Below are 26,070 nucleotides of genomic sequence, written 5' to 3'. Positions count from 1 at the left end.
CAAACAAACCGGCGAACGCCCTCGCTCGCCATTTCAGCCCCGGTATGAGGTGGCGGCTCCTTACACGAAGCCGATTGCCTATTCTAGCCGGGTTTTTCAGTGGTGGCGAATGACTTGGGCCACCGGAGCGTCGTGTTGAAGCCGTTAGGCGGCCTTGTCGACCAGCCGCGCCAGTTGCGTCATCACCACGGCCGAGCCCGCCAGGCGCTTCTCGGCATTCGGCCAGTCGCGGATAAAGACCACGCTGTGGTCAGCCCTGATCTTGGCCAGAGAGCCCTGCTCGCCGATGAACTTGACCAGCCCGACCGGATTGGGAAACTCGCGCTTGCGGAAATGGATGACGACGCCCTTGGGGCCGGCATCGAGCTTTTCGACATTGGCCTTGCGGCACAGCGCCTTGATGAAGACGATCTTCAGGAGATGCGTGACTTCCTCCGGCAGCGGCCCGAACCGATCGATCAGCTCGGCGCCGAAACCATCGATCTCCTCTGTGGTTTCGAGGTCGCCGAGGCGGCGGTAGAGCGCCATCCTGAGCTGCAGGTCCGGCACGTAGCTCTCCGGGATCATTACGGCCGTGCCGACCGCGATCTGCGGCGACCAGCCGCCGTCCTGCACCTCTCCGGAATCCTTCACCTCGGCCACCGCCTCTTCCAGCATCTGCTGATAGAGCTCGAAGCCGACCTCCTTGATGTGGCCGGACTGTTCTTCGCCCAGCAGATTGCCGGCGCCCCTGATGTCAAGGTCGTGGCTGGCGAGCTGGAAGCCGGCGCCGAGCGTGTCGAGCGACTGCAGCACCTTCAGCCGGCGCTCGGCCGTGTCGGTGAGCTTGCGGTTGGCCGGCAGCGTGAACAGCGCATACGCGCGCACCTTCGAGCGGCCGACGCGGCCGCGCAGCTGGTAGAGCTGCGCCAGCCCGAACATGTCGGCGCGATGGATGACCAGCGTGTTGGCGGTCGGAATGTCGAGGCCGGATTCGACGATGGTGGTCGACAGCAACACGTCGTACTGGCCGTCGTAGAAGGCGTTCATGATGTCGTCGAGTTCGCCGGCCGGCATCTGCCCGTGGGCGACCGCCACTTTCAGCTCCGGCACGGATTCATTCAGGAAATCATGGATTTCCGAAAGATCGCTGATACGCGGCACGACATAGAAGGAATGGCCGCCGCGATAGCGTTCGCGCAGCAGCGTCTCGCGGATGACCAGCGGATCGAAGGGCGAGATGAAGGTGCGCACCGCCATGCGGTCGACCGGCGGCGTGGCGATCAGCGACAGCTCGCGCACACCGGTCAGCGCCAGCTGCAGCGTGCGCGGGATCGGGGTCGCCGACAGCGTCAGCACATGCACGTCGTTCTTCAGCTCCTTCAGCCGTTCCTTGTGCTTGACGCCGAAATGCTGCTCCTCGTCGATGATCAGGAGGCCGAGATTCTTGAACGAGATCGAGCTGCCGAGCAGCGCATGCGTTCCGACCACGATATCGACCGTGCCGTCGGCGATCCCCTTCTTGGTCTCGGCCAGTTCCTTGGTACCCACCAGGCGCGAGGCCTGAGCGATGCGGATCGGCAGGCCGGAAAAGCGCTGCGAGAAGGTCTTGAAATGCTGGCGCGACAGCAGCGTCGTCGGCACCACGACCGCGACCTGGAAGCCTTCCATCGCCGCGATGAAAGCGGCACGCAGCGCCACCTCCGTCTTGCCGAAGCCTACGTCGCCGCAAACCAGCCGGTCCATCGGCTTGCCGGCGCCGAGGTCGTCCATGATGGAATCGATCGCCGTCTGCTGGTCGTCGGTTTCCTCATAGGGGAAGCGCGCGGCGAACTCGCCATAGAGGCCTTCGGCCGGGATCATCGTGGGCGCGGCACGCATCTGCCGCTCGGCGGCGATGCGGATCAGTTGTCCGGCCATGTCGAGCAGGCGCCGCTTCAGCCTTGCCTTGCGCGCCTGCCAGGCGCCGCCGCCGAGCTTGTCCAGCGTCGCTTCCGCCGAATCCGAACCGTAGCGCGACAGAAGCTCGATGTTTTCCACCGGCAGGAACAGCCGGTCGTCGCCGGCATAGTGGATTTCGAGACAGTCATGCGGCGCGCCGACCGCCTCGATGGTGCGCAGTCCGACGAAGCGGCCGATGCCGTGGTCGGCGTGGACGACAATGTCGCCGGAAGACAGCGAGGACGCCTCGGCGATGAAGTCGGAGGCCTTCTTCTTGCGCTTCGAACGCCGGATCAGCCTGTCGCCGAGAATGTCCTGCTCGGCGACGATGACCATATTGTCGGTCTCGAAGCCGGATTCGAGCGGCAGCACGGCGAGCCCCGCTTGCCCCGGCTCGAGCTTTTCGACCTCGGCAAGCGTCGCGACCGGCTTCAGATTGCCGAGATGATGCTCGGCCAGAATCTGGCCAAGCCGGTCGAGCGAGCCTTCGGTCCAGCCGGCGACGATGACGCGGCGGCGCGCGGCGCGTTCATCGGCGATATGCTTCACCACGATGTCGAAGACGTTGATGTTGGGGTCGGCGCGCTCCTCGGCAAAGCTGCGGCCCTGCCGTGAACCGGCGTGGAAGACTTTTTTGCCGCCGACATCGGGCGCATCGAAGACGGTGAAGTCGATGTCTTCGCGCGGCCCGAGCGAAGCGCGGAGATTCTCCGGCGAGAGATAGAGCAGGTCCGGCGCCACCGGCTTATAGGGCACCGCATCCTTCAGCGCGCCGTCGGCCTGCTTCCGGCGCGCCTCGTAGTGATCGAGGATCAGCGTGTGACGCTCGGCCAGTGCCTCATGCGCCAGATGGTCGAAGATGACAGGCGCATCCGGCAGATAGTCGAACACCGTCTCCAGCCGCTCGTAGAAGAACGGCAGCCAGTGCTCCATGCCGGCGAAGCGCCGGCCCTCGCTGACGGCAGCGTAGAGCGCGTCGTCGCGCGACGGCGCGCCGAAGGCTTCGATGTAGGCGCGGCGGAAGCGGCTGATCGTCTCCGGCGTCAGCGCCACCTCGCTCATCGCCTGCAGCGCCATCGACTTGCGCTGCCCGGTGGTGCGCTGGGTCGCCACGTCGAAGACGCGGATCGATTCCAGCGTATCGCCGAAAAAGTCCAGTCTCAGCGCCTCGCTCCAGCCGGGTGCGAAGAGGTCGAGGATGCCGCCGCGCACCGCGAATTCGCCGACGTCGCGCACGGTCGGCACGCGCTCGAAACCGGAAGTCTCCAGCCGCGCGATCAGCACGTTCATATCGATCTGGTTGCCGGGCTTGGCATGAAATGTCTGCGCTTCGATCAGCCCGGCCGGCGGAATGCGTTGCAGCAGCGCGTTGGCCGTCGTGAGAACCACGGCGCGATGCGGCTTCTTGGCGAGCGCAATGAGGGCGGAAAGCGCGTCGAGCCGCCGCGCGGCGGCATCGGCGCCCGGCGAGACACGGTCGTAGGGTAGGCAATCCCACGCAGGCAGTTCCAGCACCGGCAGGCCGGGCGCCGCGAAGGCGAGCGCATCGATGATCGCCGGCAGCCGCTGGCCGTCGCGCGCGACGAACAGCACCGGCTTGTCGGGCGCGATCTCCTGCGCCGTCCGCACCAGCGCGAAGGCTTCGTAGCCGTCGGCGACGCCGTCGACGATGAATTGACCGGCGCGGCCCTTGGGCAGGCCGATGGAAGGAATGAGGCTCATGGGTTATGCGTTTTTCAAAATGTCACGGTCCGGCGCGACGCCAGGATCTTTTGCAGCACCGCGCAATCGATATCGGGCGGAACCGGGCGTTCGCCGATGATCATCGGCAGGAATTCAGTATCGGGGATTTCGAGGAGCATTTCATATTGGTCGATTTCGTCGTCGGTCAAGGCGCCGATCTCGGCATCGGCGAAGGAGCCGAGGATGAGGTCCATCTCGCGCATGCCGCGATGCCAGGAGCGGAACAGGAGCTTGCGGCGGCGGGCATCCAACCCCTCGCTTGATCGCTGTGTTCCGGTCATCGCGCCGTATCCCTGTTCGAAGCGGCGCATATAGCGTGGATAGCGACCGGTGTCAGCCTTTGCGCTGCGGCCGTCGCGACATAAGCTGACACCATGCGTCCTTCCATCCTCGATCCCCTGTTCGTCCCGATCACCTCGCTCGCCGGCATCGGCCCGAAAGTCGCGACCATGATCGAGCGGGTCGTGCCGGCCGATCTCGGCGATCGCGCCGCGCGCGCCGGCGATCTTCTGTTCGTGCTGCCCAACACGGTGATCGACCGCCGCAACCGGCCGGGCATCGCGCTCTCGGCCGAAGGCCAGATCGTGACCCTCGAGGTGCGGGTCGACCGCCATCAGCCGCCGCCCCGCGGCAACAGGTCCGTGCCTTACCGCGTCTACGCCCATGACGACACCGGCGAGGTCGCGTTGACCTTCTTCCATGCCCATGCCGCCTATCTGCAGAAGATGCTTCCCGAGGGCGAACGTGTCGTGATCTCCGGCCGCATGGAGTGGTTCAACGGCCGCCCGACCATGGTCCATCCCGACCATATCGCGCCGATCGACGAGGCCGACGGCCTGCCGCTGGTCGAGCCCGTCTATCCGCTCACCGCCGGCCTGTCGGCAAAAGTGCTGCGCCGCGCCATCGGACAGGCGCTCGGCCGCCTGCCGGAGCTGCCGGAATGGCAGGACGAGGCCTTCATGCGCCGGCACAGCTTTCCGTCTTTCGGCGATGCGCTCAGCCGCATCCATTACCCGAAGGACCCCATCGACGTTGCCGTCGAGGGCGCGGCCTGGCGACGCCTTGCCTACGACGAGTTCTTGGCCGGCCAGGTGTCGCTGGCGCTGGTGCGGGCCAGAATCCGCCGTCTTTCGGGCCGGCCGCTCACCGGCGACGGCCGCGTCGTCGAGAAACTGCGCGCTGCCCTGCCCTACAAGCTTACGCCCAGCCAGGAATTCGCGCTCGGCGAAATCAATGCCGACCTCGCCGATCCCGAGCGCATGCTGCGCCTGCTGCAGGGCGACGTCGGCTCCGGCAAGACGGTGGTCGCGTTGCTCGCCATGGGGCGCGCGGTCGAGGCCGGCGGCCAGGCGGCGCTGATGGCGCCGACCGAAATCCTGGCGCGCCAGCACCTGGCGACGATCGAGCCGCTCGCGGAGAAAGCCGGCCTCAGCGTCGCCATCCTCACCGGCCGCGAAAAAGGCCGCGAGCGCGCTGAGACGCTCGAAGGCCTTGCCAGTGGCGCGATCGACATCGTCGTCGGCACGCATGCGCTGTTCCAGGAGACGGTGACGTTCCACGACCTCGTCCTTGCCGTCGTCGACGAACAGCACCGGTTCGGCGTCCACCAGCGGCTGGCGATTACCGCCAAGGGCGATGCGCCCGACATGCTGGTGATGACGGCGACCCCCATTCCGCGCACGCTGGTGCTGACCGCCTTTGGCGACATGGACGTCTCGAAGCTCACCGAGAAGCCGGCCGGCCGGCAGCCGATCCGCACCGTCACCTTGCCAATGGAGCGGCTGGACGAATTGGTCGGGCGCATGCGCGATGCCGTCGCCGAAGGTCAGAAAATCTACTGGATCTGCCCTCTGGTCGAGGAATCCGAAGAGATCAAGCTGATGTCGGCGGAGGACCGTTTCGCGTCTCTGAAACCGCTGTTTGGCGACCGGATCGGCTTGGTGCATGGCCGAATGAAGGGTGCGGAGAAGGACGAGGCGATGCGCGCCTTCAAGCAGGGCGAGACGCGCATCCTGATAGCGACCACCGTCATCGAGGTCGGCGTCGACGTGCCGGACGCGACGATCATGGTCATCGAGCATGCCGAACGCTTCGGGCTTGCGCAGTTGCACCAGTTGCGTGGCCGGGTCGGGCGCGGCGACCGGCCCTCTTCTTGCGTGCTGCTTTACAAGGATCCGCTCGGCGAGACGGCGAAGCGCCGGCTGTCGGTGATGCGCGAGACCGAGGACGGATTCCGCATCGCTGAGGAGGACCTCAAGCTGCGCGGCGAAGGCGAGCTGCTGGGCACCCGCCAGTCCGGCACCCCAGGCTTCCAGGTGGCGCGCATCGAGTTCCATGCCGATCTGCTCGAGGCCGCGCGCGACGACGCCCGGCTGATCCTGTCGCGCGATTCGGAACTGCAGTCCGAACGCGGCCAGGCGCTCCGGCTGCTGCTTTATCTGTTCGGGCGCGACGAGGCCGTGCGGCTTCTGCGCGCCGGCTGAGCGGCACCCAGCGCCGGGTTGGCGAGCGCCCCCTCGACAGGCTCGCCGTTCAGCGTCACCAGCTTGGCCTTGACCTCCGGCGCCACCATGCCGGCCGAAACGATCAGCTTGGCTCCGTCCTCGATCGTCATGTCGAGCAGCACGATCTCGGATCTATGCACATACATCAGGAAGCCGGTGGTCGGGTTCGGCGTGCAGGGCATGAACACCGCGACCAGCGGATCGCCTTCCTGGTCGAGCTTCTGGTTGATCTCGGTTTCCTTCTCGCTGGCCACGAAGACCAGCGACCAGACCCCTTTGCGCGGATATTCGACAAGGCCGACCTGGCGGAACATATCGCCCTTGTTCGACAGCACCGTCTCGAAAATCTGCTTCAGCGAGCCATAGATGCCGCGCACCAGCGGCATGCGGCCGAGCAGCCGCTCGCCGAAATTGACGATGGCGCGGCCGACGATGTTCGCCGTCAGGAAGCCGATCAGCGTGATCAGCACCAGCGCCACGATCAGCCCGAAGCCGGGCACCGGGAACGGCAGATAGGTGTCGGGATTGTAGCGGGCGGGGATGTAAGGCTTCACCCAGGAATCGACCCAGCCGATGAGGGACCAGGCGATATAGGCGGTGATCGCCAGCGGCGCGCAGACGATGAAGCCGGTCAGGAAATAATTCCTGAGCCGGGTCATGCCAGAGGTCTTCAGAGCATCGGACATAGGTTCACCGCGGCGCAGGTTGCAGCGCCGAGATTAGTGAACCGCGAGCCGGTTTGGAACTGCGAAGTTTTTAAAGAGCGTTGGTCATGCCGCTGCGTCCAGCGGCACAATCTTTTCGAGTTCCGCCGCGATCTTTCTCGCCTCGGTCTCAAGCTCGTAGGCCTTCTGGAAGTTCATCCAGAACTCGGGTGTGGTGTTGAAGAATCTGGCAAGGCGAAGAGCTGTATCGGGAGTAAGGCCGACCTCCTCCTTTACGATACGCTCGATACGAGTACGCGGCAGGTTGAGCTTCCGCGCCAATGCGCCGGCGCTCATGCGAAGGGGAACAAGATACTCCTCGCGCAGGAATTCCCCAGGATGGATAGGGCGTGCGAAGTTGAGCATAGCTCGGTATCCTCAAAGGGTTAGGGCGAGCGCGCCTCCCAGCATGTATCATGCTATGGTACAAAGCCACTGCAAGGTAACGGCTTTCAACGCTCCAAATGAAAGCTGCTTAGGTTCGCGATTAGCCGAAACATCCTTCCCCTCGTCATCCACGGGCGGAGCATGGAGCGAAGCGACGCGCGCAGACCCGAGGATCCATTCCGTGACGCTTCGGCCGGATAGAAGCGGTGCAGAATAGGCGCTACCACCCGGTGCCGCGAAAAAGCTCAAACCACTCCGGATTGGTCTTTTCGACCAGTTCGATCTTCCATTGGCGCGGCCAGCGTTTCAGCGACTTCTCGCGCTGGATGGCATCCCGGATGTCGAAATATTCCTCGTACCAGACCAAGCGCTGCACGCCATAACGCCCGGTAAAGCGCGAGCCTTCGCCGGACCTATGCTCTGGCACTCGACGGGCCAGATCGTTTGTTACTCCGATGTAGATGGTGCCGCGCTTCTTGCTCGCAGTCATATAAACATAACCCGTCATGCATGAAGTATAACGGATGGATGATCAAGCGACCATTCTGATGGGCTGCATTCTTTGTAAGGTCACGGAATGGATCCTCGGGTCTGCGCAGGAGCTCCGCTCCTGCTCCGCCCGTGGATGACGAAGGTGCGTTTCGGTCCACCGCTGGCGAAGCCTACTCCACCGTCACGGATTTCGCCAGATTGCGCGGCTGGTCGACGTCAGTGCCCATGAACACGGCGGTGAAATAGGCGAGCATCTGGATCGGCAGCGCGTAGATGATCGGCGCGATGATTTCCGGCACATCGGGCAGGATGATCGTCTCCATCGCCTTGATGCCCGCCTGCGCCGCACCCTTGGCGTCGGTGATGAGGATGATCTTGCCGCCGCGCGCCGCCACTTCCTGCATGTTCGACACCGTCTTTTCGAAGATGCGGTCATGCGGCGCGATCACGATCACCGGCATGTTCTCGTCGATCAGCGCGATCGGCCCGTGCTTCAGCTCGCCGCCGGCATAGCCTTCGGCATGGATGTAGGAGATTTCCTTGAGCTTCAGCGCCCCTTCCATGGCGAGGGGGAAATTGGTGTCGCGGCCAAGATAGAGCACGTCCTTGTAGCGGGAGAGCTCGCGCGAGATGCGTTCGATCTGCTCGTCGAGCTTCAGCACCTGGGTGGCGTAGCGCGGCGCCTCGGAAAGCTCGCGCACCAGCTGCTTTTCCTGGTCGCGCGAGATCGAGCCGCGCGCCACGCCAGCCCGCACAGCCAGCGAAGCCAACACCGATAGCTGGCAGGTGAAGGCCTTGGTCGAAGCGACACCGATCTCCGGGCCGGCAAGCGTCGGCAGCACGACGTCGGATTCGCGCGCCATGGTCGATTCCCGCACATTGACGACCGCGCCGATCGTCATGCCGGCCTTGCGGCAATAGCGCAGCGAGGCCAGCGTGTCGGCGGTCTCGCCCGACTGCGAGATGAAGAAGGCCGCGTCGTTCGCCGACAGCGGCATCTCGCGATAGCGGAATTCCGAGGCGACATCGATGTCGACCGGCAGCCGCGCGTAGCGCTCGAACCAGTATTTCGAAATCAGCCCGGCGAGATAGGCGGTGCCGCAGGCCGAGATCGCCAGCCGGCCGATCTCGGCGAAGTCGAAGGGCAGCTCGAGCGGCTTCGAGACGCCGGCGACGAAATCCACGTAATGGGCCAGCGTGTGCGAGATCACCTCCGGCTGTTCATGGATTTCCTTTTCCATGAAATGCCGGCGGTTGCCCTTGTCGACCATGAAGCTGGTCGACAGCGACTGCTGGCGCCTGCGGTCGACCTTGTTGCCGTCGATGTCATAAATGGTGACGCTGTTTCGACGCACTTCGGCCCAGTCGCCGTCTTCCAGATAGGTGACCGCGTTGGTGAAAGGCGCCAGCGCGATGGCGTCCGACCCCAAAAACATCTCGCCGTCGCCATGGCCGACGGCGAGCGGCGGGCCGTTGCGGGCGCCGACGATCAGGTCCTCGTCGCCCTTGAACATGATCGCCAGCGCGAAGGCGCCGGACAGCCGCTTCAGCGCCTGATGCGCGGCCTGGACCGGCTTCAGCCCCTTGGTGAGTTCCCGCGCCACCAGATGCGCGACGACTTCGGTGTCGGTCTGCGAGGAGAATTTGTAGCCATCGCGGGAGAGCTCGTCGCGCAGCTCGGCGAAGTTTTCGATGATGCCGTTGTGGACGATGGCGACGCCGTCGGAAAAATGCGGGTGCGCGTTGGTCTCGTTCGGCACGCCATGCGTCGCCCAGCGCGTGTGGCCGATGCCGATCGTGCCGTCAAGCGGGTCTTCCTTCAGAAGGCGTTCGAGGTTGATCAGCTTGCCTTCGGCGCGGCGTCGGCCGAGCTCGCCCTTCTCGATGGTGGCGACGCCGGCAGAGTCATAACCGCGATATTCGAGCCGCTTCAGCGCATCGACGATCAGCGGCGCGACCTGCGAATGGCCGACAATTCCAACGATACCGCACATGCCCTGCCCCCGATTTCATGCGGAAACCCAGCGTTATCTAGGGATTGCCGGACTGCCGCGAAAGTCACTTTGCGTTTCGTTCCGTGTCATCAGGAACGGTTTTGCGACCGATGCACCATGCCAGGCCGTCGTTGCAATCCCATTACTCGAATTGCTCGGCTTTTCAGAGCCTTGGTTTCCGATCGTTCATCCCTTGGCTCAGATCACGACCGCGGCGGCCTTCGGCAAAGCCGCCTAACTACGTGCCGGCGTTACTCCGCAGCCTTCTTCCTTGCCGCCGCGACCGAGGCGAAGCGTTCCCGCAGTTCCTTGCCCTTGCCGGGCAGGGTCTTCTGGCGGGCGCGGCCGAAGGCAAGCGCATCGTCGGGCACGCTCTCGGTGATCACGCTGCCCGAGGCGATGTAGCCGCCCTTGCCGATCGAGACCGGCGCCACCAGCGACGAGTTCGAGCCGATAAAGGCGCCCTCGCCGATGTCGGTGAAGAATTTCGAATAGCCGTCATAGTTGCAGGTGATGGTGCCGGCGCCGATATTTGCCCCAGCACCGACGCGCGCGTCGCCGATATAGGTCAGGTGGTTGACCTTGGCGCCTTCCTCGACGGTCGACTGCTTGACCTCGCAGAAATTGCCGACCTTGGCCCTCTTTCTGAGATCGGCACCGGGACGCAGTCGCGCGAACGGCCCAACCTCGCTGTTTTCCCCGATGGTGGCGCCCGTGAGATGGCTGAAGGCATGGATCGTGGCGCCGGTGGCAATCTTGACGCCCGGCCCGAACCAGACATTCGGCTCGACGATCGTATCGGCGCCGATTTCGGTGTCGTGCGAGAAATAGACGGTTTCCGGCGCAATCAGCGTCACGCCCGCAAGCATCGCCTCGCGCCGCCGGCGCGCCTGCCAGATGCCTTCCGCCTCGGCGAGCTCGGCCCGGTTGTTGATGCCGAGCGCATTTTCGAACCCCGCCTCGGTGGCCACCACGTCGAGGCCCTCCGCGCCGGCAATCTCGACGATGTCGGTGAGATAGAACTCGCCCTTCGCGTTGTTGTTGCCGACCTTGTCGAGCAGTCGAAGCGCATGCTTGCCCGCGACCGCCATCATCCCGGCGTTGCAGAAGCCGATCTTCTTTTCCGCCTCGGAACAGTCCTTTTCCTCACGGATGGCGACCAACCGGCCGCCCTTTTCGATCAGCCGGCCGTAGCCGGTCGGATTGGGCGGGCGGAAGCCGATCACCGCGACGGCAGCACCTTCCGCCAGCTTCTGCCGCGCGGCGGCGAGCGCCCCCGCATCGATCAGCGGCGTGTCGCCGAACATCACGAGAATATCGTCGTAACCCTTTGAGATCGCTTCGCGCGCGGCAAGCACGGCATGTGCGGTGCCGAGCCGTACCTCCTGGACGAAAGTCTCGGCTTTCGGCGCGAATTTCTGCGCCGCCTTCCTCATCTCTTCCGCGCCATGGCCGATCACCAGCGCGAGACCCGTTGCCCCTGCGGCCTCGGCGGCTTTCACGACATGGGCCACCATCGGCAGGCCGGCGATGGCGTGCAGCACCTTGGGCATCACGCTTTTCATGCGCGTGCCTTCGCCGGCGGCGAGGATGACGGACAGGCAGGATCTCTGGCTCATGAAAGGGCAACCATATGAAAGCTGAATCAATGCATGCTAACAGCGGCGTGATGCTGTACCAATGCGGTTAAATTCCGGTGAGATGGCGAAGCAGTTCACGCTTAATTGGCAGGTCTCCGGCGGCGACTACAAAAGGCCGTGCTTTCTGAATTCAGCCTGTTCGTCACCTGCAATCCAGCCAAAGACCTTCAGATCGCCATCGCGCCTCTCGACGAGGTAGCTAACCTCGAAGTCGATGGTAAGGCGATCTTTGTTCTTGCGCTCGTAGTCGCCTGACCATTGCACTTTGGCCACGCAATGATCCTGGTCGATGGGCATCACCGTAACGCCTCCGCAGGTCATTTTCTTCGTGCCGATCGCCCGATAGGCCTCGAAGCCCTTCTTCATGACCTCCTTCAATCGCTGGCCATTCTCGCCGACCATGACACCTGCCGGCGTCACCGAGACAAAGCCGGTTGAGTAGATCGCGGCAACGTCGTCCAGACCGACGTCGCCGGCAATTGCGTCGTTGAAGACCTTCGCATACGTCTTGAAGAACGTCTCGGCGTCCGCCCTGGATATCATCTCGCCAGCATCGCTCCTTTGCGAAAAAGTCCGCGGATTCGGTTTCATCAACGCGAGCGCTCGCTCCCGTTCCTGAACCCGGCTTACCCCAACCTCCCCAGCATCGGAAAATTCTCCAGCAGCCAATAGGACGCGCTTTGCACGCCACCGGTCAGGAAGAACACGCCGGCGACGACCAGAAGCGCGCCTATCGCCTTCTCGACACGGCCGAGATGGACGCGAAATTTGCCGAGGAAGCGCATGAAGGCGCCGGAAAACAGCGCCGCGATCAGGAAAGGAATGCCGAGGCCGAGCGAATAGGCGGCAAGCAGCAACGCACCCTCGCCCACCGTCTCGCGGCCGCCGGCCAGCGTCAGGATCGGCCCGAGCACCGGGCCGATGCAAGGCGTCCAACCGAAGGCGAAGGCCAGTCCCATGACGTAGGCGGCGACCATGTTGGCCGGCTTGCCCTGCGACTGGAAGCGCGCCTCGCGCGACAGCAGCGGGATGCGCAAGATGCCGAGGAAGTTCAGCCCCATGACGATGATCAGCGCGCCCGCCACCATCGCCAACGGCTCCTGCCAGACGCGCAGCAGACGGCCAATGGTCGAGGCGCCCGCGCCGAGCGCTACGAAGACGGTCGAGAAGCCGAGCACGAAGGCAAAAGAGGCATAGAGCAGCGCGCCGCGCGCGCCTTCCCGTGCCGTCACGCCCCGATTGCCGCGGAAATCGTCGACGGACACGCCCGCCATGTAGCAGAGATAGGGCGGCACCAGCGGCAGCACGCATGGCGACAGGAACGAGATCGCCCCTGCCCCGACCGCGCTGACATAGCCGATGTCCAATGCCATTTCATCTGGCCCCGATTGTGCTGGCGCCGATATAGCGATGCGCGGGCCTCCATGCCAATCACCATTGTGTGGCACGCGGTCGCCCGACCGAGGAAGAAATGGCCTTCCCCGTGCGTTGATTTGGCAGCGCGCGATTGCCGCGTGCTTGTTCTCAGGGAGAGATTGCCATGAAATCGATTGCACTCGGGCTCGCGGCCCTGTTGCTCGGCACCGCCGCGTCCCACGCCGCCGAGGCATGGAAAGAGGCCGAAGTCGGCGGCAAGAAGATCTATACCGATGCCATGGGCATGACGCTTTACACCTATGACAAGGACGAGAAGGGTAAATCCAACTGCTACGACAAATGCGCCGCCAACTGGCCGCCGTTGAACGCCGAGGCCGGTGCCAAGGCGGATGACGAATGGACGATCGTGGAGCGCACCGACGGCACCAAGATGTGGGCCTATGACGGTAAGCCGGTCTACACTTACGTTAAGGACAAGAAGGCCGGTGACGTGACCGGCGAAGGCGTCGCCGGCGCATGGCACGTTGTCGCGGCCGACTGATTTTTATCCGGGTGGGCTGCCGGATATCTTTCGGCGCCCGCCTGGTTGCGTCGCTGATGGCGCGCCTGCGTCGATGTCGCTTGTGTGTCGACATGCGTCGGTGACCCGATTCTTCCGTGCTCCGAGATACGAACCTTCCTCCCAAAAAATGTGATCTTCGCCATACACTCTAAGAGTGTATCGCCCCCGGCGGGTCCGCAAATTGGGTCCTTCCCCTTGACCGATTGCAAAAGCGCGGCCATGTGAGCGACGAAAAGAGTGGGATTTCGTCGTGCGCCGCGGAGTTCTTCCGCCGCCTCACAGCTGATAAGAGACCTCATGGACGTCGTCGTCGTCGAATCGCCGGCCAAGGCGAAGACAATCAACAAATATCTGGGCAAGAACTATAAGGTCCTGGCCTCGTTCGGCCATGTCCGCGATCTGCCGGCCAAGGATGGTTCGGTGCGCCCGGACGAGGACTTCGCCATGTCCTGGTCGGTCGACACCGCCTCCGGCAAGCGTCTCGCCGACATCGCCAAGGCGGTCAAGGACGCCGACGGGCTGATCCTCGCCACCGACCCGGATCGCGAGGGTGAGGCGATTTCCTGGCATGTGCTGGAAGTGCTGCGGCAGAAGCGCGCGCTGAAGGACAAGCCGGTCAGCCGCGTCGTCTTCAACGCCATCACCAAGTCTTCCGTGCTCGAAGCCATGGCCAATCCCCGCCAGATCGACGCGCCGCTGGTCGACGCCTATCTCGCTCGCCGCGCGCTCGACTATCTGGTCGGCTTCACGCTCTCGCCGGTGCTGTGGCGCAAGCTGCCCGGCGCCCGTTCTGCGGGGCGCGTTCAATCGGTGGCGCTGCGCCTCGTCTGCGATCGCGAATCCGAGATCGAGCGCTTCATCCGCGAGGAATATTGGCAGATCGCCGCCATCCTCAACACGCCGCGCAACGACAGCTTCGAGGCGCGGCTGACTGCCTATGCCGGCAAGAAGCTGCAGAAGCTCGACATCGCCAACAAGGCACAGGCCGACGACATCAAGGCGATGCTGGAAGGCGCGACCTTCAAGGCCTTGTCGGTCGAAGCCAAGCCCACCAAGCGCAACCCCGGACCGCCCTTCACCACTTCGACGCTGCAGCAGGCCGCCTCCTCGCGGCTCGGCTTCTCGGCCAACCGCACCATGCAGGTGGCGCAGAAGCTCTACGAAGGCATGGACATCGGCGGCGAGACAGCAGGCCTCATCACCTATATGCGAACCGACGGCGTGCAGATGGCGCCGGAGGCGATCGATGCCGCGCGCGATGCCATCGTGAACGAGTTCGGCGCAAAATACCTGCCCGAAAAGCCGCGCTACTATTCGGTCAAGGCCAAGAATGCCCAGGAAGCGCATGAGGCGATCCGCCCGACCGATTTCAAGCGCACGCCGGCATCGGTCCGGCAATATCTCGATGCCGACCAGGCACGGCTCTACGAGCTGATCTGGAAGCGCGCCATCGCCAGCCAGATGCAGCCGGCCGAGATCGAGCGCACCACGGTCGAGATCGAGGCCGTCAACGGCGCCCGCACGGCGGAGCTCCGCGCGGTCGGCTCAGTCATCCGCTTCGACGGCTTCATCGCCGCCTACACCGACCAGAAGGACGAGGACGCCGAGGACGAGGAAAGCCGCCGCCTGCCCGAGATCCGAGCCAATGAGCAGCTTGCACGCGAGGCGATCAACGCCACCCAGCACACGACCGAGCCGCCGCCGCGCTATTCCGAGGCATCTCTGATCAAGAAGCTTGAAGAACTCGGCATCGGCCGGCCGTCGACCTATACGGCGATCCTGAAGACGCTGGAGGATCGCGACTATGTCGCCATCGACCGGCGCAAGCTGGTGCCGCAGGCCAAGGGCCGGCTGCTTTCGGCTTTCCTCGAAAGCTTTTTCGAGCGCTATGTCGAATATGACTTCACCGCTTCGCTCGAGGAAAAGCTCGACGAGATCTCCGACGGCAAGCTCGCCTGGAAGGATGTGCTGCGCGACTTCTGGAAGGATTTTTCCGGCGCGGTCGACGACATCAAGGAACTGCGCGTTACCGACGTGCTCGACGCGCTCAACGACGAACTGGCGCCGCTGGTCTTCCCGGCGCGCGAGGACGGCTCGAACCCGCGCATCTGCCCGAAATGCGGCTCAGGCAATCTGTCGCTGAAGCTCGGCAAGTTCGGCGCCTTCGTCGGTTGCTCGAACTATCCGGAATGTTCCTACACCCGCCAGCTTGGCGACGCCGCCAATCCCAATGGCGAGAATGGCAATGGCGAGGACGGGGTCAAGCTTCTCGGCAAGGATCCTTACACTGCCGAGGAGATCACGCTGCGCAGCGGCCGTTTCGGCCCCTATATCCAGCGCGGCGAAGGCAAGGACGCCAAGCGCTCGAGCCTGCCCAAGGGCTGGACGGCCGAGTCGATCGATCATGAAAAGGCGCTGGCCCTGCTGGCCCTGCCCCGCGACGTCGGCAAGCACCCGGAGACCGGCAAGATGATCTCCGCCGGCCTTGGGCGCTACGGGCCCTTTGTGCTGCACGACGGCACCTATGCCAATCTGGAAAGCATCGAGGACGTCTTCTCGATCGGCCTGAACCGCGCCGTCTCGGTGATCGCCGAGAAGCAGCAGAAGGGCAAGGCCGGCCGCAACGGCGCCACGCCTGCGGCGTTGAAGGAACTGGGCGACCACCCCGACGGCGGCGGCAAGATCGTCGTCCGGGACGGACGCTATGGGCCTTACGTCAATTACGGCAAGGTCAATGCGACGCTGCCCAAGGGCAAGGACCCGCAGTCGGTGACGATGGAAGAGGCGCTCGCTTTGATCGCCGAAAAGGAAGCCAAGGGCGGAGGCGGCAAGAAGCCGTTCCGCAGGGCAGCCAAGAAAGGATAGCAGGACGTGGCGCGCAGGATCTCCGGAAGAAGCCACGGCGATCCGCGCAGCGCCGACACCAGGGCCAGTGTCAAGGACGACTACCGGCCCTCGCGTGACGAAATCCTGCGCTATATCGCCGAGAATCCCGATCGCTCCGGAAAGCGCGAGATCGCCAAGGCTTTCGCGTTGCGTGGCGAGGACCGCATCTGGCTGAAGGACCTGCTGCGCGACTTACGGGACGAGGGCCTGCTGACGAAGGACCGCAAACGCCACACCCGCGCCGGCGCCGTGCCGCATGTCGCCGTGCTCGACATTGTCGGTCGCGACGCCGACGGCGTGCTGCTGGCCAATCCGAGCGAATATACCGGTCCCGGCTCGCCGCCCGTCATTGCCATCCGCATTTCGCGCGGCGCCAGCGGCCCCGTCCCCGGCGTCGGCGACCGCGTGCTCGCCAAGACCTTCCCGACTGACGATGCAAGTGCCGTCCATGGCGGCCCCGCCTACACCGGGCGGGTGATGAAGGTCTTCGAGAAGCGCAGCGAAGCGGTGCTCGGCGTCTTCCGCGTGCTGAAGGACGGCAGCTTTCGGATCGAGCCGGCGGAGCGGCGCCAGCCCGAGCTCATCGTCGACAAGGAATTCCAGAACGGCGCCAAAAACGGCGACCTGGTCGAGGTCGAGCCGGCCCGCGCCTCTCGCTACGGCCTGCCGCGCGCCAAGGTGCTGGCAGTGCTGGGCTCGCTGACCAGCGAGAAGGCGGTCTCGATGATCGCCATCCACGCCCACGACATTCCGCACGTCTTTCCGGCCGATGTGATTGCCGAAGCCGATGCGATGAAACCGGCAATGCTTGCCGGCCGCGAGGACTGGCGCGACCTGCCGCTGGTCACCATCGATCCGGCCGACGCCAAGGATCATGACGACGCCGTCTTTGCCACGTCCGATACCGACGAGAAGAATCCCGGCGGCATCATCGCCACCGTGGCGATCGCCGACGTCGCGGCCTATATCCGCTACGGCACGCCGCTCGACCGCGAGGCGTTGAAGCGCGGCAACTCGGTCTATTTCCCGGACCGCGTCGTGCCGATGCTGCCGGAGCGCATCTCCAACGACCTTTGCTCATTGCGCGAAGGCGAGGATCGGCCGGCCATCGCCGTGCGCATGACCTTTTCCGCGGAAGGCCGCAAGCTCAGGCACTCCTTCCACCGTGTCATGATGAAGTCGGCTGCGAAGCTCGCCTACCCGCAGGCGCAGGCGGCGATAGACGGCATGCCCGACGACAAGACCGGGCCGATCCTCGACAGCGTCTTGAAGCCGCTCTGGGATGCCTATGCGGTGCTGAAGCGGGGCCGCGACGCCCGCCAGCCGCTGGAGCTCGACCTGCCGGAGCGCAAGATACTGCTCAAGAGCGACGGCACCGTCGACCGTGTCGTCGTCCCGGAGCGCCTCGACGCCCACAAGCTCATCGAAGAGTTCATGATCCAGGCCAATGTCGCTGCCGCCGAGACGCTTGAAGGCAAGAAGGAACCTCTCGTCTTTCGCATCCATGACGCGCCTTCTCTGGCCAAGCAGGAATCGCTGCGGGAATTCCTGCACACGCTTGGCCTGTCGCTGGCGCGTGGCGCGCAAATGCGGCCGGGACAGTTCAACGGTATTCTGGAGCGCGTGCGCGGCGCCGACAACGAGGCGCTGGTCAACGAGGTTGTGCTGCGCTCGCAGAGCCAGGCCGAATATTCGCCGAAGAACATCGGCCATTTCGGTCTCAACCTGAGGCGCTACGCGCATTTCACCTCGCCGATCCGCCGCTACGCCGACCTCATCGTGCATCGCGGACTGATTGCCGCGCTGGGCCTCGGCCCCGGCGGCCTGGCACAGCAGGAGGCCGATCGGCTGGAGGAGGTCGCAGCGCTGATCTCTGCCACGGAACGCCGTGCCATGGCCGCCGAACGCGACACTGTCGACCGGCTGATCGCCGCCTATCTCGCCGAGCGCATCAACGATACCTTCGACGCGCGCATCTCCGGCGTCACCAAGGCGGGACTCTTTGTCCAATTGCCGCAATATGGCGCGGATGGTTTCATCCCGGTGTCAAGTTTGAGCGGCGACTACTATATCTACGACGAAACCGCTCGATCCCTGTTCGGAGAACGCACCGGCAAGGGCTATCAGCTTGCCGACCGCGTCGAGGTTCGGTTGCTCGAGGTCGCGCCGATGGCCGGCGCGATGCGTTTCGAGATGCTGAGCGATCCGAAGCCGCTGCCAGGCTCGCGACGGTCGTTCCACAAGGCCAAGGGCCGCGCCCGCGCATCGCAGTCGCGCTTCGGGCCCCGCGGCAGGAGAAGGTGATGGAAGAACAGGTTTTCGGCGGCGAGCATCATTCGGGCCGCGTCGCGCGTCCGCTGTGGACGGCGATCAAGCGCGGCCTGTTTGGCCGCTGCCCGCATTGCGGCGAAGGCAAGCTGTTCTATGCCTTCACCAAGTCCGTCGACAAATGCAGCGTTTGCGGCGAGGAGCTGCATCACCACCGCGCCGACGACCTGCCCGCCTATCTGGTGATCGTCATCGTCGGCCACATCGTGGTTGGCGCCTTCATGGGCGTGGAGGCGACCTCGACGCTCACGCTGTGGCAGCACGCGCTGATCTGGGTGCCCCTGACCTTTGGTCTGGCCGTCGCGCTGCTGCAGCCGGTCAAGGGCGCCGTCATCGGCCTGCAATGGGCGCTCTATATGCATGGCTTCGGCAGCGAGAAGGACGAGTTTTAGCCGCATCCCTAGGCTCAGGCCGCGGCTCAACGTTCGGGTAGAACGCAGTCCCGCTCCAAGCATCTGTTTTTAAGCAATTTTGAATGGAAAGCCGCAGCACACTTTTCCTGGAGCTGCTCCAGCAGCGACTTTTCGTCCGGGCTGGTGCAGGACCCGAACGCGCAAGCCACTTTCGCATTCGAGAAGTTTCCGCTAGGTCGAGCGCATGGAAGGAATGACCAAGGCGGATGTCGATAAACTCGATAAAGGCTTGGCCGTGCACGGCGGCCGGCCGCTTCGTCCGCGCGACGCCGCAACCTTGATCCTGCTTGACCGCAGCGGCAGCGACGTTCTGGTGCTGATGGGCCGGCGCCATGCCGGGCATGCCTTCATGCCTGGAAAATTCGTCTTCCCCGGCGGCCGCACCGATCCTGCCGACAGCCGTATTCCCGTCGCCGCTCCGCTGCACCGTGAGGAAGCGGCAAGGCTTGCCAGCGGTCCAGGCCGCGCGAGCACTGCTCGGGCGCGTGCCATCGCCTTGTCTGCGATCCGTGAGACTTACGAGGAGGCCGGCTTGCTCATCGGCCGCAAGGGCCCGTTCGCGACCGCCAAGCGCGACTGGCAGGGTTTCGTCGAACACGGCGTGACGCCGTCATTGGACGCCCTGCGCTTCATCGCCCGCGCGATAACTCCACCCAACCGCGTGCGCCGTTTCGATACGCGCTTCTTCAGCGCCTGGCGCGATGACGTCGCCGTGGAGTTGCCGGATGGCGGTCCGACCAACGAGCTTGAAGAGCTCGTCTGGCTGCCGCTCGCCGAGGCGCGCAAGGCCGATATTCCCGACATCACCCGCATGATCCTGGAAGAACTGGAAAAGCGGCTCGCCCACGATCCCTTGCTGTGCCCTGGCGGTGCCGTGCCGTTCTTCCGGCTCATCCGAAACCGCTTCGTCCGCGAAGTCCTTTAGAAGCAGAGCATCCATATCCCATGACGGTCGATACCCAGCAAAAGGGCGACGAACGCGTACACTGGCTGCCGATGGTCGCGGCGATCTCCTCGATCAGCGTGGTCGGCATCGCCATCGGCCTCGGCATGCCGCTGCTCAGCGTCATCCTCGAAACGCGCGGCCACTCGGCCTCGATGATCGGCCTCAACACGGCGGTCGCCGGCCTCGCCTCGATCGCCGGGGCCCCGCTCGCCACGCCGCTTGCCACGCGGCTCGGCGTCGCCTGGACCATGCTGTTGATGATTGCCGCCGGCGCGCTTGCCTTCGTCGGCTTCCATTTCGCGCCGGACTTCTGGATGTGGTTCCCGCTTCGCGTCGCGCTGCACATCTCGCTGACCGTGCTCTTCATCCTGTCGGAATTCTGGATCAGCACCTCGGCGCCGCCGCATCGCCGCGGCCTCGTGCTCGGCATCTACGCCACGGTGCTGTCGCTGGGCTTCGCCGCAGGCCCCTGGCTGTTCGCGCATCTCGGCTCGAGCGGCTTCCTGCCGTTCGGCGTCACCATAGGCTTGGTGACGCTCGCGGCCATTCCGGTGCTCGCAGCCCGCAACGAGAGCCCGGCGATCGTCGCCGACGGCGAGACCAGCCATTTCCTGCGCTATATCTGGATGGTGCCGACCGCGACCTTCGCCGTGCTGGTATTCGGCGCCGTGGAAACCGGTGGCTTCTCGCTGTTCCCGGTCTATGGCAACCGCATCGGCTATTCGGAGGCCGACGCCGCGCTGCTGCTCACCATGATCGGCCTCGGCAACGTGCTCCTGCAGATCCCGATCGGCATGATCAGCGACCGCGTCTCCGACCGCCGCTACCTGCTTCTGGCCTGCGCCACGGTCGGTCTCGCGGGCACCGTGTTCATGCCATTCTTCGCCCAGAACTGGCATCTGATGGCGGCACTTCTGTTCGTCTGGGGCGGCGTGGTCGCCGCCATGTACACGATCGGCCTCGCGCATCTCGGCTCGCAGCTCTCCGGTCATGAGCTTGCCTCCGCCAATGCCGCGTTCGTGCTCTGCTACGGTGTCGGCATGGTGATCGGCCCGCAGGCGATCGGCATCGGCATGGACGCCTTCGGCCCCTCGGGCTTCGGCTGGTCGCTGGCCCTGTTCTTTGCCGCCTATATGCTGCTGGTCTGCGTCCGTTTGGTGCGGAAGATTCTTTAGCGGAAAATGTCCGCCGAAGATTTGGCCTGCTGACATCACCGTGTCAGCAGGACCCCTGCTATACCTCGCTCCAATGCAGGAAGAGCGAGGACAGAGCAATGATCGACAGCGGCTTTGAAACCAAATCCCTCAGGATGGAACTGCTTCTGCTTGTCAGCTTCCAGGCGCCGGCGGCCGATGTCGAGCGCATCATGGAGGCGGTCGTGGCGGTCACGCCGCTGCGCATGGGCAAGTATGACGGCAACGCCTATCAGTCGGCGCAAGGCATCGAGCGCTACCGGACGCTGGAAGGTGCTGCCGCAGGTGCCGAGATCGAGCTGCGCCGGCGGCCGGGCACGGTCGAGGTGTCGTTCGAACTGCCGGACGACCAGGCGCTTGCCGCTCGCGTCGCCGAGGCCATATTCCAGGCGCACTCCTACGAGGAGCCGGTCATCCGCATCCAGCCGCTGCTGGCCAGCCGTTCCAAGGGCCTCGACGATCGAGCCAATCCGAACCGCTGGTGGAACACGACCGGCGACTGGAAGGTCGCGGCGGAGTGACGCCGGAACTGGGAATTCGCCCGATGAACGAAGTCGCGCCATGAGTGACGAGGCAACCCGTAAGCCTGCATACGACCCTCAGGATCTGGCGCGGCTGTTGGTCTCTCGCCAGCAGGCGGGAGATGCGGAAGGCATGGCGGCTCTCTACGAGCCCGATGCCGTCCTCCACACCGGCGGCGCACAATTGGCGCGCGGCAGGGATACCATCCGCAGCTTCTACGCCAAGCTGGTGGCCGCGGGGCAAAGGTTTGAGCTTGGAGATCAGCGCCCGGCCATCGTCAACGGTGATTTGGCACTCACTTCAACACGCCTTCCCGATGGAGCCGTGACGGTGGAAATTGCCCGCCGGCAAGGCGACGGGACTTGGCTTTGGGTGATCGATCAGCCGTCCATACTTCCATAACCCGCGGTTGGCACCCGAACCGAAACGATCGCGAAAGCCCTCGCGGGCTTGACTTTCCGGGCGCGTTCTTTATGTGTCGCGCCAAGTTTCCCGCGTCCGGGTGTTTCCCCGTGTTCCAGCGGCCAAAACTCCACGAACATTAACGGACGAACATCATGGCCAAAGCCGCAAACATCAAGATCAAGCTTCTGTCGACCGCCGACACCGGTTTCTTCTACGTGACCAGCAAGAACAGCCGCACCAAGACGGACAAGCTGTCGTTCCGCAAGTACGACCCGATCGCCAAGAAGCATGTCGAGTTCAAGGAAACCAAGATCAAGTAATCTGGTCATCCTGGAAATGCCGAAACGCCGCCCACTGGGCGGCGTTTTTGTTTGAACTGGCGGCCAAGATCCAGTGTTCGTTTCATCCCAGGCGGAGCAAGCCGCGAAGTGGCGTCGCGGAAACCCTGCGATGATGAAGCGATGGGCGCTGCGACCGGTCGTTAGACCGCCGTGCACCGGAGCTAAAGCATGTCTCCCGAAAGTGGGAACCGGTTTCGGGACAAAGACATGCGCAAAATCAAAAGCCTAAAAGCGCAGGGAGCGAATCCGAAGGATCGCGACGCGCTTTAGCCAACGGATCTATGGGCCGTTTCCTGCCCGTGGCCGAGGGCCCAGGGCGAAAACGGTTCCAGCCCGTTTGTGCGCGAGGTTGAACATATTTGCGGGAAATGGGGGCCGGTCGGCGGTTGGCAGCGGTACGAGGAGGCCACTATGTGCCAGCGCCGGCCGGCCGACCCCACGGACCCAGGAGATGCGGCGGACCTGAGCATCATGGGGTATTTTTCGGATCGAGCCGGGCAGTCTACCCTCGTGCCGGCTTCGTCTTCGGTCTATGCGACGCAGATTTGCGCAAGAACGTATGAAAATCAACCATTTCTTAACCACGGCTGGCGAATCGCTTGGGTTAAGGTAAATTCCTAACCTTGCTGGATGATCCGATATTCGCTGCTTCCACCAACGCATGTCGCTCAAAAGTATGTGGCGGTTTTGAGAAAACGGCATGCATAGATCAAAAGACCTAAGTCGCGTCGCCCAAATCCGTTCAGCGCGACGCGCCTAGGCAGCCTTGGCGACAACCCGGTTGCGGCCGCCGCTCTTGGCTTCGTAGAGCGCAAGATCGGCACGCTTCATCAGCGCCGCGACCGTATCAGATCCCTTAAGCACCGACGACACGCCGACGCTGACCGTCACGTCGATCGTCTTGCCGTCGGTCCCGACTGCGAAGGGCACCTGTGCGATCTCGGCGCGGATTCGCTCGGCCACCTTCTCGGCGACGAGCCCATCGGTGTCGGGCATGACCACGACGAATTCCTCGCCGCCGAACCGGCAGGCGAGGTCGATGCCGCGCACGTTCTTGCGCAGCCGCCGCGCGAACTCGCGCAGCACGTCGTCACCCCCGTCATGGCCGTGAGCGTCGTTGACGGACTTGAAGCGGTCGAGATCGGTGATCATCACAGACAGCGGCCGCCGCCGCGCCACGGCGCGGTCGAACAGCGTCTGCAGATGGCTGTCGAGGTAGCGGCGGTTGTGCAGTCCGGTCAGCCCATCGGTCACCGCCATCTCGATGGTCTGGGTGACGCTGGCGCGCAGCTGGTCGTTGTAGCGTTTGCGCCGCACCTGCGTACGCAGGCGCGCCGTCAGCTCGTGCTGGTCGATCGGCCGCGTCAGATAGTCGTTGATGCCGAGCTCGAGGCCCCGGATGATGCGCCCCTCCTCGCCTGCATCGGCCAAAAGGATGATCGGCAGGAAGCGGGTGCGGTCGAGCGAGCGCAGTTGCGAACAGAGCCTGAGCGGATCGAAATCGGTGAAGGCCGTCGAGATCAGCACGCACTCATAGGAAGTTTCGGCGGCCTGGAAGAAGCCGGCATTCGGATCGGTGGCGACGTCGAGCTCGGCGCTGCCGCGCAGCATCTTGCGGATGCGCTCGATCGACGACTTGCGCTCGTCGACCAGAAGCACGCTGGGCTTGGTGTCTTCCGTGGCGAAGTTGCGGCTCAAAAGCTCCTCGATGCCGATGTTGCGCGTGGTCGAGGCGCGCAGCCGCAATTCGTCGGTCAGCGACTTCAACCTGACCAGGCTCTTCACCCGCGTCATCAGCTGCAGGTCGTTGACCGGCTTGGTGAGGAAATCGTCGGCGCCGGCCTCGAGGCCGCGCACTCGGTCCGACACCTGGTCGAGCGCGGTGATCATGACCACCGGTATATGCGAGGTCGCCGGGTCGCTCTTCAGCCGCCTGCACACCTCGAAGCCGTCCATGCCGGGCATCATAACGTCGAGCAGCACGACGTCGACCTTGCCGTTCTCGCAGGTCTCGATCGCGTCCGGGCCGTTGCCGGCCGTCAGCACCTCGAAATATTCGGCAAGCAGCCGGACCTCCAGCAGCCGCACATTGGCGGGAATGTCATCGACGACGAGGATCCGCGCGGTCATTTCAAAGGCTCCGGCTCGGCATCAGGCATCGCCCAGATAGGATTTGATCGTCTCGATGAAGCGCGGCACCGAGATCGGCTTGGAGATATAGGCCTCGCAACCGCCCTGGCGGATGCGCTCCTCATCGCCCTTCATCGCGAAGGCGGTGACGGCGATGACCGGGATAGAATGCAATTCGTCGTCTTCCTTCAGCCATTTGGTCACCTCCAGGCCCGAAACCTCGGGCAACTGGATGTCCATCAGGATCAGGTCCGGCCGATGCTGGCGCGCGAGATCAAGCGCTTCCAGGCCATTGCGTGTGCGAACCGTCTCGTAACCGCTGGCTTCGATGAGGTCCCGAAAGAGCTTCATGTTGAGCTCATTGTCCTCGACGATCATGACCTTCTTAGCCATCAATTTCCCGTCCCGACTGTCCCCGGAACCGAAGACCGCCGTCATGCGTCCTTGCCGGATCGCACCCAACCCGCACGTACCTTACGTCAATATCATTGACGAAACGCAAATCGGCCGTTGGAAAAGCACACCGATTCCGCTTGCGGGTGCAGGGGCTGAAGCGGCTGAGGCTTGCCGCAGGCGACGCTTGCCCTTACTTCGGATGGAAGACTCAAAATCCACATCAGCAAAGGTAGCGATGGCGAACGCAGCGTCAATGCGCGAGGAGGCGGAAACCCTTGCCGTCAGGGCGCTGGGCTTCATCGCCGGCGATCCGGAGCTGTTGCCCCGCTTCCTGGCGATCACCGGGATCGAGGCAAGCTCGATCCGCAAGGCGTCTGAGGAGCCGGGCTTTCTCGCCGGCGTGCTGCAGTTCATCCTCGCCCACGAGCCGACGCTCCTGCGCTTCGCCGAGGAGACCGGCACGCCGCCGGCCGCCGTCGGCAAGGCCTTGCGAGCGCTGCCGCTCGGCAATGACGATCACGAGCGCTCGACATGAGCGACGATCCCGAAACCGCGCGCCAGATCGAGGAGCTAGCCGCCGACGACCGGCCGCTCTTGGTGCTCGACGTGGACGACGTCGTGCTCGAATTCGTCCGGCCGTTCCCGCATTTCCTGAAGACGCGCGGCTTCCGGCTGACGCTCGCCTCCTTCCGCCTCACCGGCAACATCGCCGAGACGGTGTCCGGCCGGCTGATCGAGCAGGCTGAAGTCACGGCCCTTCTCGGCGACTTCTTCGACGCGCAGGCCGATTGGCAAAGCATCACCGACGGTGCGGCGGAAGCGCTGGCGTCGCTCGGGCGGCGCGCCGAGATCGTGCTCCTGACCGCGATGCCGCACAAGCATCGTGCCGTGCGCCGCGCGCATCTCGACGCGCTAGGCCTGAACTATCCGCTGCTGACCACGGAAATGGCCAAAGGACCGGCCATCGCCAAGTTGCGCGGCGCCAAGGGCAGGCCCGTCGCCTTCGTCGACGACCAGCCCTCCAATCTGATGTCGGCGCGCAACTCGGTCGCCGACGCGCACCTCTTCCACCTGATGGCCGACAATGCGCTGCGCGCCTTCCTGCCGCCGACGCCTGCCGACATCATCGCCGTCGACAATTGGCACGAGGCCGCGCCGAAGATCGCGGGCGCTCTCGGGCTTTAGCG

Annotated in this window: 23 protein-coding genes; 12 read left to right on the top strand and 11 right to left on the bottom strand. The window is 64.3% G+C overall.

Annotated features, from left to right (window positions below):
• Window positions 1-144 precede the first annotated feature (144 nt).
• Window positions 145-3,642 (bottom strand): transcription-repair coupling factor, encoded by a 3,498-nt coding sequence (gene mfd, locus QAZ22_RS18765; RefSeq protein ID WP_278202229.1) that lies wholly within the window; start codon window positions 3,640-3,642, stop codon window positions 145-147.
• Window positions 3,643-3,656: 14 nt separating this feature from the next.
• Window positions 3,657-3,944 (bottom strand): succinate dehydrogenase assembly factor 2, encoded by a 288-nt coding sequence (locus tag QAZ22_RS18760; protein WP_278202228.1) that lies wholly within the window; start codon window positions 3,942-3,944, stop codon window positions 3,657-3,659.
• Between the two features lie 93 nt (window positions 3,945-4,037).
• Here QAZ22_RS18760 and recG point away from each other — a divergent pair, with 93 nt between their 5' ends.
• The gene (gene recG / locus QAZ22_RS18755; protein ID WP_278202227.1) at window positions 4,038-6,146 is read left to right on the top strand and encodes an ATP-dependent DNA helicase RecG; all 2,109 of its coding nucleotides are present in this window, start codon (window positions 4,038-4,040) and stop codon (window positions 6,144-6,146) included.
• On the opposite strand, the gene QAZ22_RS18750 is transcribed toward recG, so the two are convergent.
• From QAZ22_RS18750 to QAZ22_RS18720, 7 genes are all read right to left on the bottom strand, one after another.
• Entirely contained in the window at window positions 6,098-6,853 is a 756-nt protein-coding gene (locus QAZ22_RS18750; RefSeq protein ID WP_278202226.1) for a DUF502 domain-containing protein, read from the bottom strand. The genes recG and QAZ22_RS18750 overlap by 49 nt on opposite strands.
• A gap of 84 nt (window positions 6,854-6,937) precedes the next feature.
• Entirely contained in the window at window positions 6,938-7,237 is a 300-nt protein-coding gene (locus tag QAZ22_RS18745; protein WP_278202225.1) for a HigA family addiction module antitoxin, read from the bottom strand.
• A 241-nt stretch (window positions 7,238-7,478) separates the two neighbouring features.
• A complete protein-coding gene (locus QAZ22_RS18740) occupies window positions 7,479-7,766 on the bottom strand; it encodes a GIY-YIG nuclease family protein (protein WP_278202224.1) in 288 nt (95 codons plus the stop codon).
• 154 nt (window positions 7,767-7,920) lie between these two features.
• Window positions 7,921-9,744 carry a glutamine--fructose-6-phosphate transaminase (isomerizing) gene (gene glmS, locus QAZ22_RS18735; RefSeq protein ID WP_278202223.1) on the bottom strand — a complete coding sequence of 608 codons (1,824 nt, stop codon included), beginning with the start codon at window positions 9,742-9,744 and terminating at the stop codon, window positions 7,921-7,923.
• Window positions 9,745-9,995: 251 nt separating this feature from the next.
• Entirely contained in the window at window positions 9,996-11,363 is a 1,368-nt protein-coding gene (gene glmU, locus QAZ22_RS18730; RefSeq protein ID WP_278202222.1) for a bifunctional UDP-N-acetylglucosamine diphosphorylase/glucosamine-1-phosphate N-acetyltransferase GlmU, read from the bottom strand.
• Window positions 11,364-11,489: 126 nt separating this feature from the next.
• Window positions 11,490-12,053: a nuclear transport factor 2 family protein gene (locus tag QAZ22_RS18725; RefSeq protein ID WP_278202221.1), complete on the bottom strand. Its 564-nt coding sequence runs from the start codon at window positions 12,051-12,053 to the stop codon at window positions 11,490-11,492.
• Window positions 12,011-12,757 carry a cytochrome c biogenesis CcdA family protein gene (locus QAZ22_RS18720; protein WP_278202220.1) on the bottom strand — a complete coding sequence of 249 codons (747 nt, stop codon included), beginning with the start codon at window positions 12,755-12,757 and terminating at the stop codon, window positions 12,011-12,013. The genes QAZ22_RS18725 and QAZ22_RS18720 overlap by 43 nt, the downstream gene beginning before the upstream one ends.
• Window positions 12,758-12,924: 167 nt before the next feature.
• Here QAZ22_RS18720 and QAZ22_RS18715 point away from each other — a divergent pair, with 167 nt between their 5' ends.
• The 9 genes from QAZ22_RS18715 to rpmG all read left to right on the top strand — a co-directional run bounded on the left by QAZ22_RS18715 (window position 12,925) and on the right by rpmG (window position 22,336).
• Window positions 12,925-13,302 (top strand): hypothetical protein, encoded by a 378-nt coding sequence (locus QAZ22_RS18715; protein WP_278202219.1) that lies wholly within the window; start codon window positions 12,925-12,927, stop codon window positions 13,300-13,302.
• 318 nt (window positions 13,303-13,620) lie between these two features.
• Window positions 13,621-16,188 carry a type I DNA topoisomerase gene (topA, locus tag QAZ22_RS18710; RefSeq protein WP_278202218.1) on the top strand — a complete coding sequence of 856 codons (2,568 nt, stop codon included), beginning with the start codon at window positions 13,621-13,623 and terminating at the stop codon, window positions 16,186-16,188.
• Window positions 16,189-16,194: 6 nt separating this feature from the next.
• Window positions 16,195-18,513 carry a ribonuclease R gene (rnr, locus tag QAZ22_RS18705; protein ID WP_278202217.1) on the top strand — a complete coding sequence of 773 codons (2,319 nt, stop codon included), beginning with the start codon at window positions 16,195-16,197 and terminating at the stop codon, window positions 18,511-18,513.
• Window positions 18,513-18,929, top strand: a complete 417-nt coding sequence (locus QAZ22_RS18700; protein WP_278202216.1) for a DUF983 domain-containing protein — start codon at window positions 18,513-18,515, stop codon at window positions 18,927-18,929. The genes rnr and QAZ22_RS18700 overlap by 1 nt, the downstream gene beginning before the upstream one ends.
• A 205-nt stretch (window positions 18,930-19,134) precedes the next feature.
• Entirely contained in the window at window positions 19,135-19,875 is a 741-nt protein-coding gene (locus QAZ22_RS18695; RefSeq protein ID WP_278202215.1) for an NUDIX hydrolase, read from the top strand.
• Between the two features lie 20 nt (window positions 19,876-19,895).
• Window positions 19,896-21,071, top strand: a complete 1,176-nt coding sequence (locus tag QAZ22_RS18690; protein ID WP_278202214.1) for an MFS transporter — start codon at window positions 19,896-19,898, stop codon at window positions 21,069-21,071.
• 98 nt (window positions 21,072-21,169) lie between these two features.
• Complete coding sequence (locus tag QAZ22_RS18685; RefSeq protein WP_278202213.1) at window positions 21,170-21,610, top strand: hypothetical protein; 441 nt, start codon at window positions 21,170-21,172, stop codon at window positions 21,608-21,610.
• 40 nt (window positions 21,611-21,650) lie between these two features.
• A complete protein-coding gene (locus tag QAZ22_RS18680) occupies window positions 21,651-22,013 on the top strand; it encodes a nuclear transport factor 2 family protein (protein WP_278202212.1) in 363 nt (120 codons plus the stop codon).
• A gap of 155 nt (window positions 22,014-22,168) precedes the next feature.
• Entirely contained in the window at window positions 22,169-22,336 is a 168-nt protein-coding gene (rpmG, locus tag QAZ22_RS18675) for a 50S ribosomal protein L33 (protein ID WP_040995604.1), read from the top strand.
• A gap of 777 nt (window positions 22,337-23,113) precedes the next feature.
• On the opposite strand, the gene QAZ22_RS18670 is transcribed toward rpmG, so the two are convergent.
• Both QAZ22_RS18670 and QAZ22_RS18665 read right to left on the bottom strand, forming a co-directional pair.
• The gene (locus QAZ22_RS18670; RefSeq protein ID WP_278202211.1) at window positions 23,114-24,487 is read right to left on the bottom strand and encodes a PleD family two-component system response regulator; all 1,374 of its coding nucleotides are present in this window, start codon (window positions 24,485-24,487) and stop codon (window positions 23,114-23,116) included.
• Window positions 24,488-24,508: 21 nt separating this feature from the next.
• Entirely contained in the window at window positions 24,509-24,880 is a 372-nt protein-coding gene (locus QAZ22_RS18665) for a response regulator (protein ID WP_027166515.1), read from the bottom strand.
• Window positions 24,881-25,118: 238 nt separating this feature from the next.
• On the opposite strand from QAZ22_RS18665, the gene QAZ22_RS18660 reads away from it, so the two are divergent.
• Together QAZ22_RS18660 and QAZ22_RS18655 are read left to right on the top strand one after the other, a co-directional pair.
• Complete coding sequence (locus QAZ22_RS18660) at window positions 25,119-25,418, top strand: DUF3572 domain-containing protein (protein WP_278202210.1); 300 nt, start codon at window positions 25,119-25,121, stop codon at window positions 25,416-25,418.
• Window positions 25,415-26,068 carry a hypothetical protein gene (locus QAZ22_RS18655; RefSeq protein WP_278202209.1) on the top strand — a complete coding sequence of 218 codons (654 nt, stop codon included), beginning with the start codon at window positions 25,415-25,417 and terminating at the stop codon, window positions 26,066-26,068. The genes QAZ22_RS18660 and QAZ22_RS18655 overlap by 4 nt, the downstream gene beginning before the upstream one ends.
• Window positions 26,069-26,070 lie beyond the last annotated feature (2 nt).

This window comes from Mesorhizobium sp. WSM4906 (assembly GCF_029674625.1).
Lineage (GTDB): Bacteria > Pseudomonadota > Alphaproteobacteria > Rhizobiales > Rhizobiaceae > Mesorhizobium.
This window is presented reverse-complemented; position numbering and strand designations above follow the sequence as displayed.